The 24235-nt window shown below is 72.0% G+C and carries 18 protein-coding genes; 12 read left to right on the top strand and 6 right to left on the bottom strand.

What is annotated here, in order from left to right; translation table 11 throughout:
* Positions 1–266 precede the first annotated feature (266 nt).
* Entirely contained in the window at positions 267–1709 is a 1443-nt protein-coding gene (gene gndA, locus ACFZDK_RS21135) for an NADP-dependent phosphogluconate dehydrogenase (protein ID WP_390974492.1), read from the bottom strand.
* 375 nt (positions 1710–2084) lie between these two features.
* Between gndA and ACFZDK_RS21140 the strand changes: the two genes are divergently transcribed.
* Positions 2085–3245, top strand: coding sequence for a transglycosylase family protein (locus ACFZDK_RS21140; protein WP_390974493.1), 1161 nt, complete (start codon positions 2085–2087; stop codon positions 3243–3245).
* Here the strand turns inward: ACFZDK_RS21140 and ACFZDK_RS21145 are convergent.
* On the bottom strand, positions 3235–4401 hold the full coding sequence (locus ACFZDK_RS21145) for a DMT family transporter (protein WP_390974495.1): 1167 nt from the start codon (positions 4399–4401) through the stop codon (positions 3235–3237). The two genes, ACFZDK_RS21140 and ACFZDK_RS21145, sit on opposite strands and share 11 nt — an antisense overlap.
* A 210-nt stretch (positions 4402–4611) precedes the next feature.
* Between ACFZDK_RS21145 and ACFZDK_RS21150 the strand changes: the two genes are divergently transcribed.
* The 6 genes from ACFZDK_RS21150 to ACFZDK_RS21175 all read left to right on the top strand — a co-directional run bounded on the left by ACFZDK_RS21150 (position 4612) and on the right by ACFZDK_RS21175 (position 14160).
* Entirely contained in the window at positions 4612–5397 is a 786-nt protein-coding gene (locus tag ACFZDK_RS21150) for a (2Fe-2S)-binding protein (RefSeq protein WP_390975026.1), read from the top strand.
* A gap of 38 nt (positions 5398–5435) precedes the next feature.
* Positions 5436–6587: a glycogen synthase gene (gene glgA / locus ACFZDK_RS21155; RefSeq protein ID WP_390975029.1), complete on the top strand. Its 1152-nt coding sequence runs from the start codon at positions 5436–5438 to the stop codon at positions 6585–6587.
* A 134-nt stretch (positions 6588–6721) separates the two neighbouring features.
* Entirely contained in the window at positions 6722–7942 is a 1221-nt protein-coding gene (glgC, locus tag ACFZDK_RS21160) for a glucose-1-phosphate adenylyltransferase (RefSeq protein WP_390974496.1), read from the top strand.
* A gap of 150 nt (positions 7943–8092) precedes the next feature.
* On the top strand, positions 8093–10414 hold the full coding sequence (locus ACFZDK_RS21165) for a GH92 family glycosyl hydrolase (RefSeq protein ID WP_390974498.1): 2322 nt from the start codon (positions 8093–8095) through the stop codon (positions 10412–10414).
* Positions 10415–10564: 150 nt separating this feature from the next.
* Complete coding sequence (locus ACFZDK_RS21170) at positions 10565–11896, top strand: wax ester/triacylglycerol synthase family O-acyltransferase (RefSeq protein WP_390974500.1); 1332 nt, start codon at positions 10565–10567, stop codon at positions 11894–11896.
* 761 nt (positions 11897–12657) lie between these two features.
* The gene (locus ACFZDK_RS21175; protein WP_390974501.1) at positions 12658–14160 is read left to right on the top strand and encodes an SDR family NAD(P)-dependent oxidoreductase; all 1503 of its coding nucleotides are present in this window, start codon (positions 12658–12660) and stop codon (positions 14158–14160) included.
* Positions 14161–14339: 179 nt separating this feature from the next.
* Here ACFZDK_RS21175 and ACFZDK_RS21180 read toward each other — a convergent pair whose 3' ends face one another.
* The gene (locus ACFZDK_RS21180; RefSeq protein ID WP_390974502.1) at positions 14340–15098 is read right to left on the bottom strand and encodes a glucose 1-dehydrogenase; all 759 of its coding nucleotides are present in this window, start codon (positions 15096–15098) and stop codon (positions 14340–14342) included.
* A gap of 25 nt (positions 15099–15123) precedes the next feature.
* The gene (locus ACFZDK_RS21185) at positions 15124–15501 is read right to left on the bottom strand and encodes a hypothetical protein (RefSeq protein ID WP_390974503.1); all 378 of its coding nucleotides are present in this window, start codon (positions 15499–15501) and stop codon (positions 15124–15126) included.
* A 485-nt stretch (positions 15502–15986) separates the two neighbouring features.
* Between ACFZDK_RS21185 and ACFZDK_RS21190 the strand changes: the two genes are divergently transcribed.
* Positions 15987–16160: a hypothetical protein gene (locus ACFZDK_RS21190; RefSeq protein ID WP_189267454.1), complete on the top strand. Its 174-nt coding sequence runs from the start codon at positions 15987–15989 to the stop codon at positions 16158–16160.
* A 58-nt stretch (positions 16161–16218) separates the two neighbouring features.
* Positions 16219–16701 (top strand): GNAT family N-acetyltransferase, encoded by a 483-nt coding sequence (locus ACFZDK_RS21195; RefSeq protein ID WP_390974505.1) that lies wholly within the window; start codon positions 16219–16221, stop codon positions 16699–16701.
* Between the two features lie 6 nt (positions 16702–16707).
* Here the strand turns inward: ACFZDK_RS21195 and ACFZDK_RS21200 are convergent, their stop codons facing one another.
* A complete protein-coding gene (locus tag ACFZDK_RS21200) occupies positions 16708–17673 on the bottom strand; it encodes an SDR family NAD(P)-dependent oxidoreductase (RefSeq protein WP_390974507.1) in 966 nt (321 codons plus the stop codon).
* 153 nt (positions 17674–17826) lie between these two features.
* Here ACFZDK_RS21200 and ACFZDK_RS21205 point away from each other — a divergent pair, with 153 nt between their 5' ends.
* Positions 17827–18405 (top strand): TetR family transcriptional regulator, encoded by a 579-nt coding sequence (locus tag ACFZDK_RS21205; RefSeq protein ID WP_390974509.1) that lies wholly within the window; start codon positions 17827–17829, stop codon positions 18403–18405.
* A gap of 6 nt (positions 18406–18411) precedes the next feature.
* On the opposite strand, the gene ACFZDK_RS21210 is transcribed toward ACFZDK_RS21205, so the two are convergent.
* Entirely contained in the window at positions 18412–19755 is a 1344-nt protein-coding gene (locus tag ACFZDK_RS21210; RefSeq protein ID WP_390974511.1) for an amidase family protein, read from the bottom strand.
* A gap of 254 nt (positions 19756–20009) precedes the next feature.
* Between ACFZDK_RS21210 and ACFZDK_RS21215 the strand changes: the two genes are divergently transcribed.
* Positions 20010–22385 (top strand): alpha-L-fucosidase, encoded by a 2376-nt coding sequence (locus tag ACFZDK_RS21215; RefSeq protein ID WP_390975031.1) that lies wholly within the window; start codon positions 20010–20012, stop codon positions 22383–22385.
* Positions 22378–24222: a family 20 glycosylhydrolase gene (locus ACFZDK_RS21220; protein ID WP_390974513.1), complete on the top strand. Its 1845-nt coding sequence runs from the start codon at positions 22378–22380 to the stop codon at positions 24220–24222. The genes ACFZDK_RS21215 and ACFZDK_RS21220 overlap by 8 nt, the downstream gene beginning before the upstream one ends.
* Positions 24223–24235: the final 13 nt, after the last annotated feature.

Here is a 24235-nt window from a genome sequence, read left to right on the forward strand (position 1 = left end):
AGCCCCCGAACCAACCCCGGTCCCGCCACCCCCACAGCCGGGCCCCACCCCACCGGAACCCTCACCTTCCCCGATCCCCCCGGGCCCCGAACCGGTCCCCACCCCCGAGCCGGGACCGCCCCTCACCTGAGCAAGCCCGCCGAGCGGCGAAGCGAGGCCCACCCGCACTCGACGGCCGCCACCAGCCCGGCACCACCCCAGGGGCGCGGGGAACTGCGCACAACCACAGCTCACCCGCACCCACCCGACGAGCGGAACCCCCGCTACTACGCCGAGACCTCGCTCCGGTCCCCGCCCCACAGCGTGTGGTACGCCCCGTCCCGGTCCACCCTCCGGTACGTGTGCGCCCCGAAGAAGTCCCGCTGCCCCTGCGTGAGCGCCGCAGGCAACCGCTCGGCCCGCAGCGCGTCGTAGTAGGCGAGCGCTGCCGAGAAGCCGGGCACCGCCACGCCCTGCCGGGTCGCCGCGATGATCACCTCGCGCCAGTCGTCCTGCGCCCCCGCGATCTCCCGCGCGAACGTCTCGTCGGACAGCAGGCTCGGCAGGTCGGCGCGGGCGTCGTACGCCGCACGGATCCGGTCCAGGAACGCCGCACGGATGATGCAGCCGCCCCGCCAGATCGAGGACACCGCACCGAGGTCGATGTTCCAGTCGTACTCGTCGCTGCCCGCCTGGATCTCGTGGAAGCCCTGCGTGTACGACACGATCTTCGACGCGTACAGCGCCTGCTCCACCCGGTCGGCGAACGCCGCCGCCTCGGACTCGGACAGCGCCGTCGGCTTCGGTCCGGCCAGCCCGCGCGAGGCGCCCCGCAGGTCGGCGTGGCCCGACAGGGACCGCGCGAAGACGGCCTCGGCGATGCCCGACACCGGCACGCCCAGGTCGAGCGCGATCTGGACGGTCCAGCGGCCGGTGCCCTTCTGCTCGGCCTGGTCCACGACCACGTCCACGAACGGCTTGCCGGTCGCGGCATCCACGTGCGCCAGCACCTCTGCGGTGATCTCGATCAGGTACGAGTCGAGCCGGCCCGTGTTCCAGGTGCGGAAGATGTCCGCGATCTGCGCGGGGGAGTACCCGGCGACATCACGCAGCAGCTGGTACGCCTCGCCGATCAGCTGCATGTCGGCGTACTCGATGCCGTTGTGCACCATCTTCACGAAGTGCCCGGCACCATCGGGGCCGACGTGCGTCACACAGGGCGCGCCGTCCGCCGCCGCCTTCGCCGAGATCTTCTCCAGCATCGGGCCGAGCGAGTCGTACGACTCCTTGGGGCCGCCCGGCATGATGCTCGGCCCGTGCAGCGCGCCCTCCTCGCCACCGGACACGCCCATGCCGACGAAGTGGATGCCCTGCTCGCGCAGCGCCTTCTCACGGCGCCGGGTGTCCGCGAAGTGGGCGTTGCCACCGTCGATGATCATGTCGCCGGGTTCCAGGAGCGGGGCGAACTCCTCGATCACCGCGTCCGTCGGGTCACCGGCCTTGACCATGATGACGAGACGGCGCGGCCGCTCCAGCGCCGCCACGAACTCCTTGGCGGTCTCGGCCGCGATGAAGTCGCCCTCGTCCCCGAAGTTCTCCACCAGCTCGCGTGTCTTCGACACCGTCCGGTTGTGCAACGCCACCGTGTAGCCGTTGCGCGCGAAGTTCCGGGCGAGGTTGCGGCCCATGACCGCCAGACCCGTGACGCCGATCTGCGCCGAAGTGCTCATACCGCCTGCTCCTCAAAGATCAAGTAGATCCCGTAGCACGTGCAAGAGATGCTGCCGTCGCTCGTGCCCGCCAGTATTGCCCAAAGGCCATCCTGACTCGCCGTTCGACCGGCCGCACTTGCAGATACGGACGGCAGCGGCCGACGCCTCAGTAGCCTCACCGAACGCTTCGGAGAGGTACGGGAGGGGTGCGGGAGAAACACGGGAGAGCGCCTCGTGTTGAAGAGGCGTCAGTTCCGGGTTCCGCCGTGTCGCTTCACGGCGTGACGGCCGTTTCGCCAGGGGCGAGAGGCGGCTGATTGCCGTCTTGTCATGGCCTGTTCGGGGCGCTTACTTTTGGCCTTCCTGACGCGCGTGGCGAGGGGGGCTCCAGACATGGCCGAACGCGGCCGGCACCGCCGGTACCAGCCGAACCGGATCAACCGGGCCTCGCTCACCGTCACGGCGGGCGGCGCCGGTCTGGCGATCCCGCTGGCCGCCGCCGGGAGTGCCGACGCGGCCTCCGTGTCCACCTGGGACAAGGTCGCCGCCTGCGAGTCCAGCGGCGACTGGCACATCAACACCGGCAACGGCTATTACGGCGGGCTCCAGTTCACCCAGTCCACCTGGGAGGCGTACGGCGGCACCAGATACGCGCCGCGCGCCGACCTCGCCACCAAGGACCAGCAGATAGCCGTGGCTGAGAAGGTCCTCGACGGGCAGGGGCCGGGTGCCTGGCCCGTCTGTTCGGTGCGGGGCGGGCTCACGCGCGGCGGCGACGCGCCGGACGTGCACACCGAGAGCACCCGTACCCGTCCGGCCAAGAGCTCTGTGCGGGACGTACAGCCGCAGACGACACCCCAGTCCCGGGCCGGGAAGGCCGAGATGTACACCGTCGTGCGCGGTGACACGCTCTCCGGGATCGCCGAGGAACACGACGTCAACGGGGGCTGGCACCGGCTGTACGCCGCCAACCGCGCGACCGTCGGCTCCGACCCCGACCTGATCCTGCCGGGCCAGCGGCTCAGCCTGACCGGCGAGGCCGCCACCAGGACGAAGGCGGGGACGAAGACCAAGCCGAAGGCAAAGACCAAAACCGAGCCCAGGGCCAAGCCGGCCGCCGAGACCAAGAAGGCCGCCCCGCGCACCGGCCACTCCGTCGTCGCCCCGGTCGACGCCCCGATCGGCACGCCCTACCACGCGTCCGGCTCGCACTGGTCGAAGGGCTACCACACCGGCGTCGACTTCCTCGTACCCACCGGAACCTCCGTGAAGGCCGTCGAGGCCGGGCAGGTCGTCACGGCGGGCTGGGGCGGCTCGTACGGCTACCAGGTGGTGATCCGGCACGCCGACGGCCGCTACTCGCAGTACGCCCATCTGTCGGCGATCTCCGTACGGGCCGGCCAGAGCGTGTCCGCCGGTCAGCGGATCGGCCGCTCGGGTTCCACCGGAAACGCCACGGGCCCGCATCTGCACTTCGAGGTGCGGACGGGGCCCGGGTTCGGCTCGGACATCGACCCGGTCGCCTATCTCCGGGCCGGCGGCGTCAGTATGTGACCCGCGTCCGGTGCCGGTCGAACAGCGGGCCGTGCACGTAGTCGGCGGCGGGCAGCAGCACGTCGGGCACCTCCGCCGGGGACGAGGTGCGCTGCTGCGGCATCTCGATCCGTGCCGGGCCTGCCGCGTCGCCGTCCGCCGCGGCACCGACGGCGAGCACCGCGCCGCCCACCGGCTCCGGCTCCGCCGGATCTGACTTCGCCGGGGCCGCTTCCGCGAGCCCCGCCTCCGCCAGGCCGGCCTCCGCCAGTTCCACCAGTGCTTCGACCAGCGGCTCGGGGGACGCCTCGGGCAGGGGCTCCGGGACCGTCTCCGCCGGGTGCGGGGTGTGCTCCAGACGCTCGGTCGTCAGCAGGATCAGGCCACCCGCGGCCACCACACCGCAGCCGAGCGCCAGCAGGGTGCCCGTCGTGCCGTAGCGGAAGGCCTCGCCGAACATCGTGATGCCGACGGCGGCCGCCAGCACCGGGTTGACCACCGTCAGGGTGGCGAGCGGGGCGGCGAGGCCGCCGCCGCGGTAGGCGGCCTGGGAGATCAGCACGCCCGCGACGGCGTAGACGCCGATCACGCCCAGCCAGAGCAGGTCGGAGACGGCGATCCCGCCGTCCCAGTCGATCGCCACGACCTTGGTGAACACCGAGGACATGCCGAAGGCTATGCCGGACGCGGTGGCGAGCAGCACGCTGCGCACCGCAGGGTGCCGGTGCGCGGCCCGGCCCGCGATCAGCAGCGCGACCACCGCCCCGCCGGTGACCAGGGAGACCCCGATCCGCCCGGCGGAGTCGAGGGTGTGCGAGTCGGAGGTGCCGACCAGGGAGAGCAGTCCCGCCAGACCCACGGTGGCCATGATCGCGCCCCGCCAGGCGGTCGCCCCGGCCCTGCGGCCGACGAAGAGGGCCGCCATGGGGAGTGCGAACACGATGGTGAGCGCGCCCAGCGGCTGGACCAGGCTCAGCGGGCCGTAGGCCAACGCCACGACGTGCAGCAGGCCGCCGAGGCCGTTGAGCGCCATCGCGCCCCACCAGCTCGGGCGGCGCAGCGGCGCGTAGTGCTCGTCGGGGGAGGAGACCGCGACCTGCTCCTGCACGATCGCTCCGCCGGCGTAGGCGACGGCGGAGACGAAGGAGAGCAAGACGGACAACGCGAGGGCGCTCATGTACGGCTCCTCTGCGTCAGGCGCGGCCGTGAGGCCCCGCTCGGTGATCGGTCGGCTTCCATGAGCAACACTCTGCCGTCCCCGATGCTTCCCGTCGTCGTACCTGAGCACCCAATGAGTCGTACTACCGATGGAGTAGGACAGGGCCCTGATCATCCCCAGGGTGGGTGACGCCGGGTGGAGGAGCGGGCAGCCGGAATCCTAAGAACCCTGGTACTACTGCTGTTCGTGGACCTCGACCCCGATCTTGCCGCGCTCCGGCCGCTCGGCGGCTTCTTCGTGCTGCGGACGGTCCGATCGGCGGCCGGAGATCCGGGGGCGGCGCGGATCGACGAGCTGCCTACTCTCGCAAAGGCTTATAAAAAACCCAGGTCGGATGTTTATCGAGATGTCCTAACTTTCCGTGTCGAGGCTGTCGCGAGGGGTTTGCGGACCACCGAGCCCCGGGTTGCGGCCTCCATCGCCCATCAGGCGCTGGCCGCGCGGCTCTGGTCCGTGGCCCTGGGCTGCGCCGTCCGGTACGGCGGCCTCCCGGATCTCGACCCCCGCCTGCTCCGCTGGGACACCGGGGCCGGCGCCCCCGACGACCTCTGGCTCACCGAGGTGCGCCCGCTGCCCGGCGGTGCCGATCCGGCCACGCTCGCCGAGGCCGTCGTACACGGTCATCTCGAACCCCTGGGGGAGGCCGTGCGGGCCCGCTACGGGGTCGCCGACGGCCTGCTCCGGGGCAACGCGGGCTCCGCCCTGGCCGGGGCCGCACGGGAACTGGGCCGCTGGGCGCGTGCGAACAACCGTACGGATGTGGCCGCCCGGACCCGCGCCCTCACCGACGCCCTCTTCGCGCACTCCTGGCTGAGCGCCACCGGCACCCGCACCGGCCCGGCCTTCCGGCGCCGCAGCTGCTGCCTCTACTACCGGGTACCGGGCGGCGGGGTCTGCGGGGACTGTTGTTTCACACAACCACCGCGCTCTTCCCCGCGCGCCGCATCTGGGTGACCATGGACCAACCGGCCGTGGAGAGCGAGGGGTTGCGGGTGCGAGTCGGACTGCTGACCCGGGAGTACCCCCCGGACGTCTACGGCGGTGCGGGTGTTCATGTGGAGTTCCTCGCCCGGGAGTTGCGGCCCCTGGTCGACCTGGAGGTGCACTGCTGGGGCGAGGGCCGCGGGGTCGGCGTCGTCCGGCACCGCCCCTGGTCCGCCCTGGACACCGCCAACGACGCGCTGCGCACCTTCTCCGTGGACCTCGCCATGGCCGCAGGGCTCGAAGGCCGCGACCTGGTCCACTCCCACACCTGGTACGCCAACCTGGCCGGCCATGTCGCGAAGATGCTGTACGGCGTCCCGCACGTCGTGACCGCGCACTCGCTGGAGCCGCTGCGCCCCTGGAAGGCCGAGCAACTCGGCGGCGGCTACGCCCTGTCCAGCTGGGCCGAGCGCAGCGCCGTCGAGGCCGCCGACGCCGTGATCGCCGTCTCCGGGGCCATGCGCGCCGACATCCTCGGCTGCTACCCCGCCCTGGACCCGGCCAGGGTCCACGTCGTGCACAACGGCATCGACACCGCCCTGTACCGGCCGGACCGTTCCACCGACGTGCTCGCCCGCATCGGCATCGACCCGGGCCGCCCGTACGTGCTGTTCGTGGGCCGTATCACCCGGCAGAAGGGCGTGCCGCATCTGCTGCGCGCCGTACGGGACATCGACCCGGCCGCGCAGGTGGTGCTGTGCGCCGGGGCGCCGGACACGCCGGAGATCGACCGGGAGTTCCGCGAGCTCTTCGAGGAGCTGAGCCGGGTCCGCGAGGGCGTGCACTGGATCCCCCAGATGCTGCCGCGCGCCGACGTCATCCAACTGCTCACCCACGCGGCCGTGTTCGCCTGCCCCTCGGTGTACGAACCGCTCGGCATCGTCAACCTGGAGGCGATGGCCTGCGGCACGCCGGTCGTGGCGTCCCGGGTCGGCGGCATCCCGGAGGTCGTCGAGGACGGCAAGACGGGCCTGCTGGTCGATCTCGACGACGACTTCGAGGCGGGCCTGGCGCGGGCGCTGGACGCGATCGTCGGCGACCGGGAGACGGCCGGGCGGATGGGCGAGGCCGGACGCGAGCGCGCCGTCGGGGAGTTCGGCTGGGACGCGGTGGCCCGGCGCACGGTCCGGCTCTACGAGGAGATCCTCGAGCGGCCGTGACCGACGGACCGCCTCGGCGGCGAGATCCTCAAGCAGGCGTAACTGGCAGGCCGCCTGTTCGACGCGATCCCGGTGCAGGCTTAGCGGGTGTGCTCCCAGGGCAAGCATGGAGCACCAGGGTGAGGGGAGCGGCCATGCGTCGTGGTGGACCGTCGGTACTCGGGATCGTGCTGGCCGGCGGGGAAGGCAAGCGCCTGATGCCGCTGACCGCCGACCGCGCGAAACCAGCTGTCACCTTCGGCGGGACATACCGTCTGGTGGACTTCGTTCTGTCCAACCTGGTCAACGCGGACGTGCTGCGCATCTGCGTGCTGACCCAGTACAAGTCGCACTCGCTGGACCGGCACATCACCACCACCTGGCGGATGTCCAGCCTGCTCGGCAACTACGTCACACCGGTCCCGGCGCAGCAGCGGCTCGGCCCGCGCTGGTACCTGGGCAGCGCCGACGCGCTCCTGCAGTCCCTGAACCTCGTCAACGACGAACAGCCCGAGTACGTCGCGGTGTTCGGCGCGGACCACGTCTACCGCATGGACCCCCGGCAGATGCTCCAGCAGCACATCGAGGGCGGCGCCGGGGTCACGGTCGCGGGCATCCGCGTGCCGCGCGCCGAGTCCTCGGCGTTCGGTGTGATCAAGCCCGGCTCGGACGGGCAGACCATAGAGACCTTCCTGGAGAAGCCCGCGGACCCGCCGGGCCTGCCGGACGCCCCGGACACCGTGTTCGCCTCCATGGGCAACTACATCTTCAGCACCAAGACCCTGATCGAGTCGCTCCACCGGGACGCCGAGGACGACGACTCGGTCCACGACATGGGCGGCTCGATCCTGCCCCAGCTCACCGCCCGCGGCGAGGCCCAGCTCTACGACTTCGGCACCAACCACGTCCCCGGCGAGACCAGGAGCGACCGCGGCTACTGGCGGGACGTCGGCACGCTCGACGCGTACTACGACGCCCATATGGACCTGATCGCCGAGCGGCCGGCCTTCAACCTCTTCAACCGCAACTGGCCGATCTACACGCACTCCAACCAGCTCTCCCCGGCCCGTTTCAACGCCGGCGGCATGGCGAGCGAGTCCATCATCAGCGCGGGCTGCCTGATCCGGGGCCAGGTCAGCCGGTCCGTGCTGTCACCGGGGGTGCGGGTCGACCCGGGCGCGGTGGTGCAGGGGTCGATCCTGCACGACAACGTCATCATCGGACGCGGTGCGGTGGTGCGCGGCGCGGTCCTCGACAAGAACGTGGAGGTCCCGCCGGGCGCGACGATAGGCGTCAACCCGGAACGGGACACGGAGCTGTACACCGTCTCCAAGGGCGGGGTCATCGCCCTCGGGAAGGGCCAGCTGGTCACCTGACCCCCCGCTTTCGCGACGGGCCCGGCGCCGACCGCGCGCCGGGCCCGTCGCGCGCGACGCGCAGTGTTCGAAAACCCCTCCTTGCCGGGCTTTTCGGTCTTTCCCCCTCACGATGCAGACATCGATGTCGAGCTTCGGAGGTCATCCGACATGAGAGGGACCCGGCGCACACGGCTGTGCCTAGCCGGGGTGCTGACAGCGTCCGTGCTGTCCGGCACCCCCGCCGCAGTGGCCGCCGAACCGGCCGACGGCCGCCTCACCGACCTGGTGAACCCCTTCATCGGCAGCCAGGACGAGGGCAACACCTTCCCCGGCGCGGCCGTCCCCTTCGGCATGGTGCAGCTCTCCCCGGACACCGGGCACAGCACCGGCTACGACTACTCCCAGCACCGGATCCGCGGATTCTCCCTGGTCCATCTCTCGGGCGTGGGCTGCGCCATCGGCGGCGACCTGCCCGCCCTGCCCACCACCGGGGACGTGACGCGGACGGACTACGCCCAGTACGCCGCCGGGTTCAGCCACTCCGACGAGCAGGCGAGCCCCGGCTACTACCGCGTCGGCCTCGACTCCGGCATCCGGGCCGAGCTCACCGCGACCGCCCGCACCGGCGTCCAGCGCTACACCTTCCCGGCCACCGACAAGGCCAACGTGCTGCTCAACGCGGCCCAGTCGCTGCACAAGCCGGTGAGCGGCGAGGTCGAGATCCTCGACGACCACACCGTCCGCACCAGGATCACCGGCCACGGCTTCTGCCGGGACACCGGCCCCTACACCGTCTACACGGTCACCCGCTTCAACCGCCCCTTCACCACGTACGGCACCTGGAACGGCACCGCGATCACCCCCGGCTCCCGCACCGGAGCCGACGGCGCCTACGTCCGTTTCGACACCACCCGGGACCGTACGGTCGAGGCGACCACCGCCCTGTCGTACGTCGACGCGCACGGCGCCGAGGTCAATCTGCGCGCCGAGGGCGGACGTTCGTTCGACACGGTACGACGGCAGGCCCGGGACGCCTGGGAGCGACGGCTCGCCGACGTGCGCGTCCAGGGCGGCGGCCCGACCCTGCGCCGCACCTTCTACTCGTCCCTGTACCGCACCTTCCTCGCCCCCAACGTCGGCGGTGACGCCGACGGCCGCTACACCGGCTGGGACCGCCGGATCCACCGGGCCAAGGGGTTCACCTACTACCAGAACTGGTCCCTCTGGGACACCTACCGCACCCAGGCCCAACTGCTCGCCCTGCTCGCACCGCGCGAGGCCCGGGACATGGCACTGTCGGTGCTGAAGGTCGACGAGGAGGGCGGCTGGCTGCCCAGGTGGGGGTACGGCACGGTCGAGACGAACATCATGACCGGCGACCCGGTCACCCCGTTCCTGACCACCGCCTACCAGATGGGCCTGCTCAAGGGGCACGAGGAGCGGGCGTACCGGGCGCTGAAGAAGAACGCCGACGGCGTTCCGCCCGCCGCCAACCCCGGGATCGGCCGCGAGGCCAACGCCCAGTACCTCGCCGACGGCTTCGCGCCCTACCTCAAGGGCCGCCCGCACGCCAAGGTCGGCGACTCCGACTACGACCACGGCGCCTCCGTCACCCTGGAGTACGCCCTGTCCGACGCGATGCTCGCCCAGATGGCCCGGGACCTCGGCCACGGCGCGGACGCGGCCCGCTATGCCACCCGGGCGCAGAACTACCGCACCATCTTCGACCCCTCCACCGGCTTCTTCCGCGCCCGCGACGCCGCCGGCGCCTTCACCGGCAACCCCGACCCGGCCCGCGGCATCGGCTTCCACGAGGGCACCGCCTGGCAGTACCAGTGGCTGGTCCCGCAGGACCTGCCCGGCGTGATCTCCCTGATCGGCGGCGAGCAGGCCACCAACCGGCGGCTCGACTCCTTCTTCGCGTACGACAAACTGCTCGCCGACCCCGCGAGGACCGCCCGCGAGGTGTGGGTGCACGGCAACGCGTACGCCTACTACAACGCGGCCGTCTACAACCCGATGAACGAGCCCGACCTCATCGCGCCGTACACCTACCTCTCCACCGGCCAGCCCTGGAAGACCACCGACGTGGTGCACGCGGCGCTGACCCTGTTCACCGACGGGCCGACCGGGATGACCGGCAACGACGACCTCGGCACCATGTCCGCGTGGAACGTGCTGTCGTCCATCGGCCTCTTCCCCGTCCAGCCGGGCTACAGCACCTGGGGCCTGTCCACCCCCGTCTTCGACCGGGTCGACGTCCGTCTCGACCGCCGCTACTGGCCGAGCGGCGGCTTCACGGTCACGGCACCGGGCACCTCGGCCGCCGACCGCTACATCCAGCGCGCCCGGACCGACGGAACCGACTACCGCCGGACGTATCTGACGACCGGTTCGCTGCGCTCCCTGCGATCGCTGGCGTTCACGGTCGGCTCGCGCCCGTCAGAGTGGGGTACGTCACCCGAGGCGGCGCCACCGGCGCTGAGGTGACCTCAGGTGTCCCTTGAGTCCCGCCTCTTTCGGAGGAGGCGGGACTTAATCTGCTGTTAACTGAGCGTAGCGTAATCGTACTTGACCGTAATCGTGAGTCGGCGTTTGACTGCTGATCCACCCTCCGTCGGACGCGAGGCACCCTCTTTGATGACTGCGACTGCTGACCTGCTCGCCCCTCTCGATCTGGCGTTCTGGAACATCGAGTCCGACCGGCACCCGATGCACCTCGGCGCGCTGGGCGTCTTCGCGGCGCACTCGCCGACCGCCGGCGCCCACGCCGCCGATCTGCTCGCGGCCCGCGCCGCCGCCGTGCCCGGACTGCGCATGCGCATCAGAGACGTCTGGCAGCCGCTGGCGTTCGGCGGCGCCGCCCGCGAGACCGACCCGGACTTCGACCCCCTGAACCACGTCCGGCTGCACGCCCCGACCGCCGACTTCCAGACCGTCGCCGGCCGGCTGATGGAACGCCCGCTGGAGCGCGGCCGGCCGCCGTGGGAGGCGCATGTGCTGCCCGGCGAGGACGGCATCTCCTTCGCGGTGCTGTTCAAGTTCCACCACGCCCTCGCCGACGGGCTGCGCGCCCTCAAACTGGCCGCCGGGGTCATGGACCCCCTCGACCTGCCCGAGCGCACCGCCCGCGCGATCGAGCCGCCGCGCCCGATGCTCGCCCTGCCCGACGTGCGCAAGGTGCCCGAGCTGGTGCGCGGCGCCCTCTCCGACGTGGGCCGGGCCCTCGACATCGGCGCCTCCGTCGCCCTGTCCGCGCTCGGGGTGAGCTCCTCGGCCGCCCTGAAGTCCGAACCCACCGGCACCCGCTCCATCGCCGGGGTCGACCTCGACATCGACGACGTGCACCGCGTCCGCAAGGCCGTCGGCGGCACCGTCAACGACGTCCTGATCGCCGTCGTCGCCGGGGCGCTGCGGCGCTGGCTGGAGGAGCGCGGCGAGGGCACCGAGGGCGTCGCCCCGCGCGCCCTCATCCCCGTCTCCAAGCGCCGCCCGCGCACCGTCGCCCCACAAGGCAACCGGCTCTCCGGCTACCTGATACGGCTCCCGGTCGACAACCCCGACCCGCTCGCCCGCCTCGACCGCGTCCGCACGGCGATGGTCCGCAACAAGGACGCCGGCCCCAACCGGGGCGCCGGTGCCGTCGCCCTGCTCGCCGACCATGTGCCGGCGCTCGGGCACCGGCTCGTCGGGCCGCTCGTCGGCCAGGCCGCCCGGCTCTGGTTCGACATCCTCGTCACCAGCGTCCCGCTGCCCGGCCTCGGCCTGCGCCTGGGCGGCCACCCGCTCACGGCCGTCTACCCGCTGGCCCCGCTCGCCCCCGGCCAGTCCCTCGCCGTCGCCATCTCCACCTACCGCAACCAGGTCCACTACGGCCTCGTCGCCGACGCCACCGCCGTCCCCGACCTCGACGTCCTCGCCCGCGCGGTCACCGACGAGGTCGACTCCCTGATCGCGGTCTGCGACACCTGACGACCGGCCGACGACGGGGGCGCCGCGCTGTCGCGCCCCCGCCCGTGAGGACGGCGTTGCGCACCAGGCGGGGTCTGCCGGAGGTTCGCGAGGGCGGGGTCGCGCACGCCCCCGGCGCACCGCCCGCGGTTCGTCATGACGGCGACCGGTTCGGTGAAGGCGGCCGATGGTTGCGGTACCCGCTCGCGCTTCGTCAAGGCGGGGGTGGGTTCAGCGTCGGTGGTGACGGTTCGAGCGTCGGCCGGCGGCGGTTCGCGGGTTGTGGCCCGTGGGCCGGCGGGCATCGTGCCGCGCACGTCGGTGCCGGTGTCGGCGACTGGCGGTTTGTGGCGGCGGCTCGCGGTTTGTGGCCGTGGGCCGGCGGGCGTTATGCCGCGCACGGTTCGTAGGGGGCGGTGTCGGTGCTGGTGTCGGCGGCCCGTGGCGCCGGTCGCGGTTCGGACGGGCGGGTGCCGGCGGACGACCGCGGCGACGAACGGAGCGCGCCCGCCGAAGACCGCTGCCCGCGTACACCGAACCCGTTTCCGCTCATGCGAACGGCGAGCGGAATCACGATCCGCCTCCCCGCGCACACGAACCACGGGGTGCACGCCGCGACCGCACCCTGATCCGCAGCCCCGGAGAGGCGGGCCTCCTCGGGGCCGTCCGTCATCCGTCATTCGGGCGGGTTTGGTCGTGGGGCCCGGCGCTCCGTAAAATTCCCCGTTCGAAAGCGGGCGCGAGTCGGAGCGCCGCTGGTGGATCAGGGAAGCGGCAGCGCGATGACGGTGACACAGGACGGCTCGAGGGCCGAGGACGCGGTGGACGCGGTGGTCTACGGCCCCGGCATCGACCCCGAGCGGCTCGCGGTCTGCCTCGGCGTGCTCGAGGAACTGGACAAGCTGGACGTCGACCACCCGGACGCCATCACGGTGCGCCGGGCCACGGCCGGCATCTACCGCACGGTGAAGCAGCGCCGCCGCCAGGACCGCCGCGCCGCCAAGACCGCCCACGACAAGGCGGTCACCGAGGCCACCGCGACCGGCTCCGCCCAGCGCATCGACGACGAGACCGAGGGCCTGCTGCCCTCCTCGCAGACCGAGGAGGGCCGGGTCGCGGGGATACTCCAGCGCCCGCGCTCCTGCTACACCTGCAAGACCCGCTACGTCGAGGTCGACTACTTCTACCACCAGCTCTGTCCGGACTGCGCCCGGCTGAACCGCGCCAAGCGCGACGCCCGCGCCGACCTGACCGGCAAGCGCGCCCTGCTCACCGGCGGCCGGGCCAAGATCGGCATGTACATCGCGCTGCGGCTGCTGCGTGACGGCGCGCACACGACGATCACCACCCGCTTCCCCAAGGACGCCATCCGCCGCTTCACGGCGATGGACGACTCGGCGGACTGGCTGCACCGGCTGGAGGTCGTCGGCATCGACCTGCGCGACCCGGCGCAGGCCGTCGCCCTGGCCGAGCGGGTGGCCGAGGCGGGCCCGCTCGACATCCTGGTCAACAACGCGACCCAGACCGTACGCCGGCTGCCCTCCGCCTACGCCGCCCTGGTCGACGGCGAGAGCGCCCCGCTGCCCGCCGGTGAACTCCCCGCCCACCATGTCATCGGCGCCTTCAACTCCGGCGCCGTCGACGGCATCGCCGCGCTGCCCATCGGCACCAGCGGCCTCGACGCCCAGAAGGTCGCCGACCTCGCGCTCGTCGCGGGCAACGCCAGCGTCGCCCGGCACCTCGACGGCACCGCCATCGACGCGGGCGGACTCGTCCCCGACGTCGTGGACAGCAATACCTGGGTGCAGACCATCGACCAGATCTCCCCGGTGGAGCTCCTGGAGACCCAGCTCTGCAACTACACCTCGCCGTTCATCCTGATCAGCGCGCTGCGCCCGGCCATGGCGGCGGCCGCGAAGAAGGCGGCGCGCGGCCGGTCGTACGTCGTGAACGTCTCGGCGATGGAGGGTGTCTTCGGCCGTGGCTACAAGGGCGCCGGGCACCCGAACACCAATGCGGCGAAGGCGGCCATGAACATGGTCACCCGGACCAGCGCGGTGGAGATGTTCGAGTCCGACGGGATCCTCATGACCTCCGTCGACACCGGCTGGATCACCGACGAGCGTCCGCACTTCGACAAGCTGCGGCTCGCCGAGGAGGGCTTCCACGCGCCCCTGGACCTGATCGACGGCGCGGCCAGGGTCTACGACCCGATCGTGCGCGGCGAGGACGGCGAGGACGTGTACGGCGTCTTCCTGAAGGACTACGCGCCGGGCAAGTGGTGACCCCCGCTTAATCGTTGGCGGCCTCCGGCACCGGCGTCCTACTGTTCTGGCAGGCGCCGGTGTGCCCGGTGCGCAGGTCACGCGTACTTCGTGGTTCGATCCCATACGGGCCCACCCATGGGCCCGTCGCCCGTCGGGGGCAGCCGCGTTGCCGACTCGATCTCGGGCACGCCCGGCCGCTACCGCGCCGTGTGCGCCGCTCTCACCCGGGTGCCGCCGTCCACCACCAGGTCGGCTCCGGTCACCCATGCCGCGGCGTCCGACGCCAGCCACAGCACGGCCTCCGCCACATCCTCGGGCTCACCGATCCTCCCCATCGGCAGCCCCCCGGCGATCTCCGCCTCCCGCGGCTCCCACATGAACCGTGCCATCTCCGTGCGCACCAGCCCCGGCGACACCGAGTTCACCCGCACCCGGGGTGCCAGTTCCCCCGCCAGCTGCTGGGTCAGATGCAGCAGCGCGGCCTTGCTGGTGCCGTACGCGCCGACGTCGGGGCCGACATGGGCCGCGCCCTCCGTGCAGATGTTGACCACCGAGCCGCCGTGTTCCCGCATCCAGCCCCGCCACGCGCACTGCGTCAGCCGCAACGGTGCCTCGACGTTGACGGTGAACGCCTCCCGCCACACACCGAGGTCGGCGTCCATGAGGGGTCCGTACGGACGGTTCGTCGCCGCGTTGTTGACGAGGATGTCCAGCCGCCCGAACCTGTCGAGCGCCAGCCGGGTCAGCTCCCGGGCGTGCTCCGGCTCCGCCACACTGCCGGCCAGGCCGATGCCGCCCAGCTCCGCGGCCGTACGCCGCACCTCGTCGGCGTCCCGTGCGCTCACGCACACCAGCGCACCGGCCGCCGCCAGCGCCTCGGCGACCGCCCGCCCGATCCCGCGCGTGCCGCCGGTGACGACGGCCGCCCTGCCCCTGAGCCCGTACGACGACGTCATCGCCGTACCGTCTCATGACGAACCGTCAGTCGACAGCCCCGAGGCGGGAGTTGCGGGCCGCGACCAGTTCGAGCACGGTCCGCCAGTCCTCCAGGACGCCCGCGTCGAAGCCCGCGGTGCGGCTCTCCTCGCCGGCCTGGCGCAGCCGCAGGACGTCGTCGTCGGCGGGGGCGCCGTCGCCGCGGACGAGGTGGTAGACGCGCTCCCCGAGCAGGTGCCGTACGGCGTGGGCGGCGCCGTCGGCGGGGCCCAGCAGTTCCTCGATGCCGTGCACCAGGCCCGCCACCTGGAGTTCCTTGTCGGCGGGGCGGCCGCGACGCAGCAGGGCCGCGGTGCGCAGGGCGCGCTGGTGCCGGCAGGCGTACAGCAGATCCATCAGCTCCTCGACGCTGCGCAGCTCCATGCGTCAGTCCTTCCGCGAGACAGCCGTTGTCCTGTGCCATCGGATCATGTCGAGTTTTCGACCCGGCCAACGCAACCTGAACTGCACAGCCTGTGAAGGGAGCGGGGACCCATGGTTTCGAAGGTGTGTTCGTTCGGCTAGGCCGGGCGAGTGGACCGCAAACGGGGCATGATGTTACGAACGGGTGTATTTCCGGGCCGCCGAAATGCGGAGCGACTCGCGATAGTTACACCTTGTTTGCACTCCCTATCGAGCGGACCTGCGCTCATTTGGTTAATCTGGAGGGGACGGACAGCAGCACGGGGTCCCACCCACACCCACGGTCCGTCCCGGGACGAGCCGGCAGACAACGGCCTGCTCTCTTCTGAGTTACCGGCGCCACCGCGTCCGAACTGGCCTTCCATCCAGACCCGAGCGGGCGCCGGGCACCGGAACGCAGACCGTCCGGTACGTCCCGAGGGTGACCGACACATAAGGAGTGCGCGGTGACACCGGAGAAGACGAATCGCGAGCAGCGCCCCAAGGAACGCACGGAGCGCGCCGGCAGCAGGCCCGGACAGCTCGGCAGCCTCGACGTGTGGGCCCGGTCCGCCCCGATCCGCCTCGCGGGTTACGAGGAGGACCTCGCCGAGCCCCACATCCTGCCCAGCGTGGACTGACCGTCCGGTCAGACCCGTCGCGATCGCCGACGCGCATGGGCGTGCGAGACTCACGCCCATGCTGATCAGAGAAGCCGCCGCGGCCGACTGGCCGCAGATCTGGCCCTTCTGGCACCGGATCGTCGCCGCCGCCGAGACGTACGGATGGGACCCCGACACCTCGGAGGAAGCGGCCCGCGCCCTGTGGATGAGCCCGGCGAAACGGGTCTACGTCGCCGAGGACCCCACCGGCGCCGTCGTCGGCTCCGCCTATCTCACCCCCAACTACGGTGGCCCCGCCGCCGGTGTCGCCAACGCCGGCTTCATGGTCGACCCGGACCGCGGCGGCCAGGGCATCGGGCGCGCGCTCGCCGAGCACGTCCTCGCCGAGGCCCGGGCGCACGGCTACCGGGCGATGGTCTTCAACGCCGTCGTCGAGACCAACCCCGCCGTGGCCCTGTGGACCTCCCTCGGCTTCACGATCCTCGGCACGGTCCCGCGGGCCTACGACCACCCCAGGCACGGGCCGGTCGGCCTGCACATCATGTACCGCGCCCTGTGAGGCGCGTCAGCCGACGAGCGCCTCGGACAGGGCCCACAGCCGGGCCGCGTTCTCCCGGTCCAGGGCGTACGGCGCGACACCGCCGACGGTGTCGGCGGCCCGCTCGGTGACCGGCTTCGCCTCCGCGCAGTCCTCGTAGTAGCGGCCGCTGACCCCCGCCACCGACGGCGAGGCCGCCAGCAGCACCGAGGTCGCGGCGCCCTGCTCCACCGTCTTCTGCGGCGGCAGGGCGAGTTCGCCCGAGGCGATGAAGGCGGCGATCTGCTCCATGTCCATGTGCCGGGCCAGGTTGGTGTCGGCGATGTTCCCCGGCATCAGGGCGTTGGCCGTGATGCCGTCGTCGGCCCAGCGCTCGGCCGCGGCGACCGCGAACAGGATGTTGGCGGTCTTGGACTGCCCGTAGGAGGTCCACGGGTCGTAGGGGCGGAACCGGTAGTCCAGGTCGTCGAAGACGACGGGGGAGAAGAGGTGGCCGGTCGAGCTGACCGAGACGATCCGCGCGCCGCCCGCCGCCGCGAGCGCCGGGCGCAGTCCGACGGTGAGCGCGAAGTGGCCCAGGTGGTTGACGCCGAACTGCTGCTCCCGGCCGTCCGGGGTGCGGGTGACCGTCGACGGAGCCATCACCCCTGCGTTGTTGACCAGGATGTGCAGCGGGCCCTGCCAGTCGGCGACGAAGGCCGCGACCGTCGAGCGGTCGGCGAGGTCGAGCCGCCCCACGGTCAACCTGCCCGACTCTGGCGGCAGTTCGGCCGTCAGGCGGGCCGCCACCCGGTCGCCGGCCGCGGTGTCGCGCACGGCCAGGGTGACCTCTGCGCCGGCCGAGGCGAGCGCGCGGGCCGTCTCCACGCCGATGCCGGAACCGGCTCCGGTCACCACGGCCCGCAGGCCGTGCAGATCGACGCCGTCGACGACCTCGGCGGCGGTGGTGGTGGCTCCGAAGGCGCCGGGGGCCCGGGAGGGGGATACGGACATGAGGGGTGTCTCCTGGGGGCGTGGGGGGTCGGGCGGCCGGTGCTCAGCCGGTGAGGGTGATCCCGGTCGTAACTAACTGGATAGATACCTTGACCGTAAGCCTGCCTTCGCGGCATGTCAATAACTAGATAGTTACTTGGTACGGTAGTGGTCATGGCACGGGATTCCAGCGCCACCAAGGCCCGGCTGCTCGACGCGGCCTTCGACGAGTTCGCCGCCTACGGCATCGCCGGTGCCCGCGTGGACCGGATCGCCGAGGCCGCGGGGGCCAACAAGCGGTTGATCTACGTCTATTTCGGCAACAAGGAACAGCTCTTCGACGAGGTGCTGACCCGGGCGATGACGGCGGGCGCCGAGTCCGTCCCGTTCGACGTGGCGGACCTGCCCGGATACGCCGGCGCGATCTTCGACCACCTGGTCGCGCGGCCGGACCTGATGCGGCTGCGGCTGTGGAAGCTGCTGGAGCGTCCGTCGGCCACCGGGCTCGAACAGGACGCCTTCCGCGGCAAGGCCGCCCAGGTGGCCGAGGCGCAGCGGCGCGGCGACCTCGACCCGGCCATGGCCCCCGACGACCTCCTCACCATGGTGCTCGCCGCCGCCCAGGCCTGGTTCTGGGCCGCCGAGGGCGTCGACCCCACGGAGGTCGCCATGTCCTGGCCCGAGGAGCGGCTCGCCCGGCACCGCGCGGCGGTCGTCGAGTCGGCCCGCCGGATGACCGAGCCCAAGGCCTAGCGAGACTCAGTCGAGCGGCGCCGTCCGCTGCCACGGCCGCAGCGTCTCCAGCTGCCCGGCCACCTCCAGCAGCACTGCCTCCGAGCCCGGCCGCCCCACCAGCTGTACGGCGCAGGGGGCGCCCGAGGGCAGCGTGCCGAACGGCACCGACATCGCCGGCCAGCCGGTGAGGTTCCAGGGCGGGGTCAGCGGGGAGTAGTTGGTGTTGACCAGCACATTGCGCAGCCAGCCGCGCTCGTGCCACGGGCCCGCCTTGGGGGAGCGGCGGGCCAGGGCCGGGGCGAGCACGACATCGTGCTCGGCGAAGAACGGGGTGAGCCGGGCCCGCAGCCGCTCGCGCGAGTCGCCGCCCCGCACACTGCCGAGGAAACGGCGTCCGAGGGCCGCGTGCACCCGGGTCCGCCGGGTCAGCAGTGCCGGATCCAGCACCGCCGCGTCCACCGCCGTACCCGCGGTCCAGTGCTGGAGCGAGGTGATGCTCAGCGACATCGGGTACGGCGGCTCGGCGGGCTGCAGCCGATGCCCGGTGCCGGCCAGCAGACCGGCCGCCTCCCGTACGGCGTTCGTATACGGCTTGGTCACGCTCACCCCGGCCAGCGGACTGCGCACCGAGACGGCGATCTTGTACGACGGCCGCTGCTCCGCGCTCTCGAACTCGTTCTCCGCCAGGACCGAGAGCATCAGCCGGGCGTCCTCGACGGTGGTGGCCAGCGGCCCGTTCTCCGACATGCCGAACCAGTCGCCGTTGCCGATCCCGGCAGGGACCACCCCGAACCCCGGCTTGATCGTGACGAGGCCGCAGTTGGCCGCGGGGATGCGCAGCGAGCCCATGCCGTCGTTGCCGAGCGCGATCGGCACCATCCCGGCGGCGACCGCGGCGGCGCTGCCGCCCGAGGAGCCGCCGGCGTTGCGCGCGGTGTCCCACGGGTTGCGCGCGGTGCCGTGCACGCCCTCGGTGGTGCCGAAGACACACAGTTCGGGCACGTTCGTCAGCCCGACGACCACCGCGCCCGCCGCCCGCAGCCGGGCCACGGTGACATGGTCGGTGTCGGCCGGGGTGTCCGGCGTGGCGGCGGAACCGTCCCGGTGCGCCTCGCCCCGCACCGCCAGGTTGTCCTTGACGGCCAACGGCACACCGGCAAGGGGGAGTTCGGCGAGATCGGTGCGCGCCGCGACCTCGTCCGCCTCCGCGAGCGCCGCGTCGGCCCGGACCTTCCGGAACGCGCCGATCCGCCCGTCCAGCCGCGCGATCCGCTCCAGATGCTCCGCCACCACCTCCCGGGGAGTGACCCGCTTCTCGCGGACGGCGGCGGCGATCTCGGCGGCGGTCCGGCCGGTCCAGCTGGTCACGGGTGCTCCTAGGAGTGCGGGAAAGAGGCCTACTCGTCGGTATGAAAGGGCACTCTGCCCCGTTACCGGCCCCGCGTCGAGAGCGGGGACCGCGGGGGCGGACGCCGGACGTCGTCCCGGGAGGTACTCGGGCCACGCGCTTTCTTCGCGGATCATCCGATCACTGACTCAACTCCCGCACATGCGCGCCCCATTGACAGGCCTCTGGGTCCGCTCAATCATCAGACATCCGATGAATGGAGCCGCGCATGAGCATGTCTCCTGTCCCAAGACGCCAGGTCCTCGGGGTCGCGGCCGGTGCCGTCGCGGCGACCGCCCTCTCCCTCTCCGCGACGGCCGAGGCCCAGGCCGCCGAACCGGCCGGCGCGAGGAGCGGCGGGGGAGCGGACGAGGCGGCCGCAGCCTCCTGGGTCCCCGTCCCCGACCCGGTCCCCGTCCCACTCGACTCCCTCTACGACAACGACGGCATCGACACCGCCGCCGCCCGGGGCGGTGACTTCGACGGCTCCGGCTACACCTTCCCGGGCGAGGAGCTCCCGGCCGGCCGGGTCGAGGTCGACGGCATCTCCTTCGACTTCCCCGCCGCGACCGCGGGCGCCAAGAACAACGCTGTCGCACTGGGGCAGCGCATCGATCTCCCCCCGGGTCACTACCTCTCGGCCGTCTTCCTGACCGCCGGCAGCTACGGCAACGCCTCCGGCAGGGCCACCGTCCACTACGCGGACGGCACGACCACCACCGCCGGTCTGAGCGGCGGCGACTGGTACGCGGTGGGTGGCCCACTGGCGGCGCCGTACCGCTACCGGCCGGACGGCTCCAAGGACGAGCACGTCGTCGGGATCGGCACCTCGGAGGTGTGGATCGACCCGCGGCGCGAGGCGGTCGCCCTGACCCTGCCGGACACCGAGCCGGCCGAGGCCGGCAGGACCTCCCTGCACGTCTTCGCGCTCTCCCTCCAACCCGTCGCGACGGGACGGGCGTTGGTCCTGCGCGACGCCCGCTCCACCAGCTCCCTGCTGGCCGCCACCGGCGCCCAGAGCGTGGAGGCCACCGTCGTCAACGCGGGCACCGTGCCGATCCTGGCCGGTGACGCGGTGTCCGTGCGCGTCGACGTCCCCGGCGCCCGTACCGTCGAGCCCGCCCGCGTCCGCCGCCTCGACCCCGGCGAACAGGCACGCGTCCACGTCGGCATCCGCAACCGCACCGGCACCACGCCCGGCAGCGAGCAGGACGGCACGGTCGGCGTCCACGGCCGTGGCGGCCAAGTCACCTCAACCCGCCGCACGTTGACGCTCGGCACCGCCGACTACCAGGCCACCGAGACCTCGTTGGCCGGCCACCGGGCGCCGTACTGGTTCAACGACGCCAAGTTCGGCATCTTCATCCACTGGGGCGTCTACTCGGTGCCCGCCTGGGCGCCGGTCGGGGTGCAGTACGCCGAGTGGTACTGGGACCAGATGCAGGACCCGAACAACCCCACCTACACCTACCACCGGAACACCTACGGCGAGGACTTCGCCTACGACGACTTCATCCCGCGCTTCACCGCCGAGAAGTTCGACCCGCGCGCCTGGGTGGAGCTGTTCCGGGACGCCGGCGCCCAGTACCACGTGCTGACGTCCAAGCACCACGAGGGCTTCGCCCTGTGGGACACCAAGGTCTCCGACCGCAACGCCGTGAAACTGGGCCCCGGACGGGACCTTGTCAAGGAGCTGTTCGCCGCGTCCCGGCGCTACACGCCCGAACTCCACCCCGGCCTCTACTTCTCCATGCCCGAGTGGTTCAACCCCGACAACCCCTGGATGGGCCACGCCCCGCGCAACCCGTACACCCTGGAACCGCTGCCGTACACCGGATACACGGCGGGCAAGGACTACGTGAAGGACTTCCAGGCCCCGCAGATGCTCGAACTGATCCACGGCTACGACCCGGAGATCATCTGGTGCGACATCGGCGGCGCGAACGACAGCGTCCATGTCCTCGCCGAGTACTTCAACCACGCCAAGAACCGCGCCCGCCCGGTGGACGTGACCGTCAACGACCGTTCGGGCATCGGCTTCCACGACTACACGACCCCCGAGTACACGACGTACGCGGACACGGTCGTCGCCAAGTGGGAGGCCAGCCGCGGCCTGGACCCCCGCAGCTACGGCTACAACAGCGCGACCCCGGACGACGCCTATATGACCGCCGAGGAGGTCGTGCACAGCCTGGTCGACATCGTCTCCAAGAACGGCAACTTCCTGCTGGACATCGGCCCGCGCGCCGACGGCACCATCCCGGAGATCATGCAGACCCGGCTGCGCGAGACCGGCGCCTGGCTCGCGGTCAACGGCGAGGCGATCTACGGCACGACGTACTGGTCGCGCATGGCCGCACTCGGCGAGGACCTGCGGTTCACGGTCCGCACGAACGAGGCGTTCTACATCCACTCCCTGACCCGGCCGGGCTCCAGGCTCACCGTCGAGGCACCGGTGCCGGTCCGCGGCGGCGACAAGGTGACCATGCTCGGCCACGACCGTCCGCTGACCTGGACCGTCCGCGACGGAGCCCTGGTCGTCGACGTACCCGAGGCCGCCCGGCGGGCGGGACAACACGTCTGGGTGTTCAAGGTGGAGTGGCATGGGTGAGCTCAGGAGGAGACTGCTGCGGCTGTTCGGACTCGCGGCGGCGCTGACGCTGCTGGCGACACCGGTCCCGGCGGTCGCGCAGGAGCCGCAGCGGACCCCGGTCACCGTGCCCGCAATGACCGACTGGACCCCCGGGCAGGGGAGTTACACGTTCGGCTCCGGGACCCGTCTGGTCGCCTCCGGCGCCGCCGGACGCAGGGTCGCCGACACCCTCGCCGACGATCTCCACACGGCCGGACACGGCATGGTCCCGGTCGTCACGGGCGCCTCCCGCCCCGGTGACATCGTGATCGACGTCCGCCCGTCCGCCGAGCCCACGCTGGGCGCCGAGGGCTACGAACTCCGCTCCGGCCGCAAACTGTCCCTCACCGGCGCGACCGAGACCGGCGCTTTCTACGGCACCCGCACCCTCCTCCAGCTCCTCGCCCAGGGCGACCGGATCCCGGCCGGACACACGGTCGACGTACCGCGCTACCGCGAACGGGGCGTCGGCGTCTGCGCCTGCTACATCCACGTCTCCCTGCCCTGGCTGGAGAACCTCGTCCGCGAGATGGCGTACCACAAGCTCAACCAGCTCCTCCTGGAGCTCAAGGTCAAGAGCGACGCCCATCCCGAGGCCGACACCTGGGGCTACTACACCAAGGACGAGATACGACGGCTGGTCGCCCTCGGCGACCGCTACCACGTCGAGATCATCCCCGAGATCAACTCCCCGGGCCACATGGACCCGTGGATCGAGAACCGCCCCGACCTGCAGCTGACGGACTCCGACGGCGTGAAGCAGCCCGCAAGGCTCGACGTCACCCGGCCGGAGGCCTTCGACTACTACACCAGCCTCATGGACGAGTACGCCCAGGTCTTCACCGCGAAGTCCTGGCACATGGGCGCCGACGAGTACATGCTCGGCTCGGACTACGCCAAGTACCCGCAGATGCTGCAGTACGCGCGGGAGAAGTACGGCCCCGACGCCACCCCGCAGGACGCGTACGTCGACTTCGTCAACCGCGTGCAGGCCTACGCGGCGAGCAAGGGCAGGCACCTGCGCATCTGGAACGACGGCCTCACCGGCGCCAACACCGTCCCGGTGGCGGCCGGGACGACCGTCGAGCACTGGCTGGACGTGGCCGTGAAACCGAGCGGGCTCATCGCCCAGGGCTATGCCGTGATGAACGCGTCGTACTCCCTCTACCTCGTCCGCGGCGGCTTCCACAGCGACACCGAGGCGCTCTACGACCAGAGGTGGGACCCCCGCTCCTTCGAGGGCGAGAAACTCGCCTCCGCCGCCGGCATCACCGGCGCGAAGATCAGCCTCTGGCCCGACAACGGCCGCGGCGAGACCGAGAACGAGGTCGCCACCGAACTCTGGCCCGCCCTGCGCCACATCGCCCAGGCCACCTGGGGCGACCCGCATCCCGACGCCACCTACGCCGAGTTCACCGCGCGCGGCATGGCTGTCGGACACGCACCGGGTTGGCGGGACCTGACGACGGTGCCGGTGGCCGACGGGACGTACACCCTCCGCGCGGACGGGCTGTCGTACCCCGCGGCCGTGCTCCGCACGGCGGACGGGTACGCGACCCTGCGCGGGGCCGCCGGCTGCCTGGAGATCCGCGGCGGCAGGCTCACGCTCAACGTCCCGCTCCAGCCCGGCGTCGAGGCTACCTGGGAGCCCTGCGACAGCACGAACACCCTGCAGCGCTGGGAGGTGGAGCCCGCGGCCGGCGGCTACCACCTGATCAACGCGATCACCCGCATGGCGCTGTCGGTGACCGACGACGGCCGACCGGTCCAGTACCCGCCGGACCAGCGCGCCCCCGCCCTCTGGCACCTCTCCTGACCCGAGGAGCACC

This window comes from Streptomyces sp. NPDC007901 (assembly GCF_042959465.1).
Classification (GTDB): Bacteria; Actinomycetota; Actinomycetes; order Streptomycetales; family Streptomycetaceae; genus Streptomyces.

What these genes read in the sequence shown, in the direction of transcription:
- gndA (WP_390974492.1), bottom strand. Translation starts at nt 1,709, where the DNA reads ATGAGCACTTCGGCGCAGATCGGCGTCACGGGTCTGGCGGTCATGGGC.
- ACFZDK_RS21205 (WP_390974509.1), top strand. Translation starts at nt 17,827, where the DNA reads ATGGCACGGGATTCCAGCGCCACCAAGGCCCGGCTGCTCGACGCGGCC.
- ACFZDK_RS21145 (WP_390974495.1), bottom strand. Translation starts at nt 4,401, where the DNA reads ATGAGCGCCCTCGCGTTGTCCGTCTTGCTCTCCTTCGTCTCCGCCGTC.
- ACFZDK_RS21185 (WP_390974503.1), bottom strand. Translation starts at nt 15,501, where the DNA reads ATGGAGCTGCGCAGCGTCGAGGAGCTGATGGATCTGCTGTACGCCTGC.
- ACFZDK_RS21170 (WP_390974500.1), top strand. Translation starts at nt 10,565, where the DNA reads ATGACTGCGACTGCTGACCTGCTCGCCCCTCTCGATCTGGCGTTCTGG.
- ACFZDK_RS21175 (WP_390974501.1), top strand. Translation starts at nt 12,658, where the DNA reads ATGACGGTGACACAGGACGGCTCGAGGGCCGAGGACGCGGTGGACGCG.
- ACFZDK_RS21165 (WP_390974498.1), top strand. Translation starts at nt 8,093, where the DNA reads ATGAGAGGGACCCGGCGCACACGGCTGTGCCTAGCCGGGGTGCTGACA.
- ACFZDK_RS21140 (WP_390974493.1), top strand. Translation starts at nt 2,085, where the DNA reads ATGGCCGAACGCGGCCGGCACCGCCGGTACCAGCCGAACCGGATCAAC.
- ACFZDK_RS21195 (WP_390974505.1), top strand. Translation starts at nt 16,219, where the DNA reads ATGCTGATCAGAGAAGCCGCCGCGGCCGACTGGCCGCAGATCTGGCCC.
- glgC (WP_390974496.1), top strand. Translation starts at nt 6,722, where the DNA reads ATGCGTCGTGGTGGACCGTCGGTACTCGGGATCGTGCTGGCCGGCGGG.
- ACFZDK_RS21200 (WP_390974507.1), bottom strand. Translation starts at nt 17,673, where the DNA reads ATGTCCGTATCCCCCTCCCGGGCCCCCGGCGCCTTCGGAGCCACCACC.
- ACFZDK_RS21215 (WP_390975031.1), top strand. Translation starts at nt 20,010, where the DNA reads ATGTCTCCTGTCCCAAGACGCCAGGTCCTCGGGGTCGCGGCCGGTGCC.
- ACFZDK_RS21180 (WP_390974502.1), bottom strand. Translation starts at nt 15,098, where the DNA reads ATGACGTCGTCGTACGGGCTCAGGGGCAGGGCGGCCGTCGTCACCGGC.
- ACFZDK_RS21220 (WP_390974513.1), top strand. Translation starts at nt 22,378, where the DNA reads ATGGGTGAGCTCAGGAGGAGACTGCTGCGGCTGTTCGGACTCGCGGCG.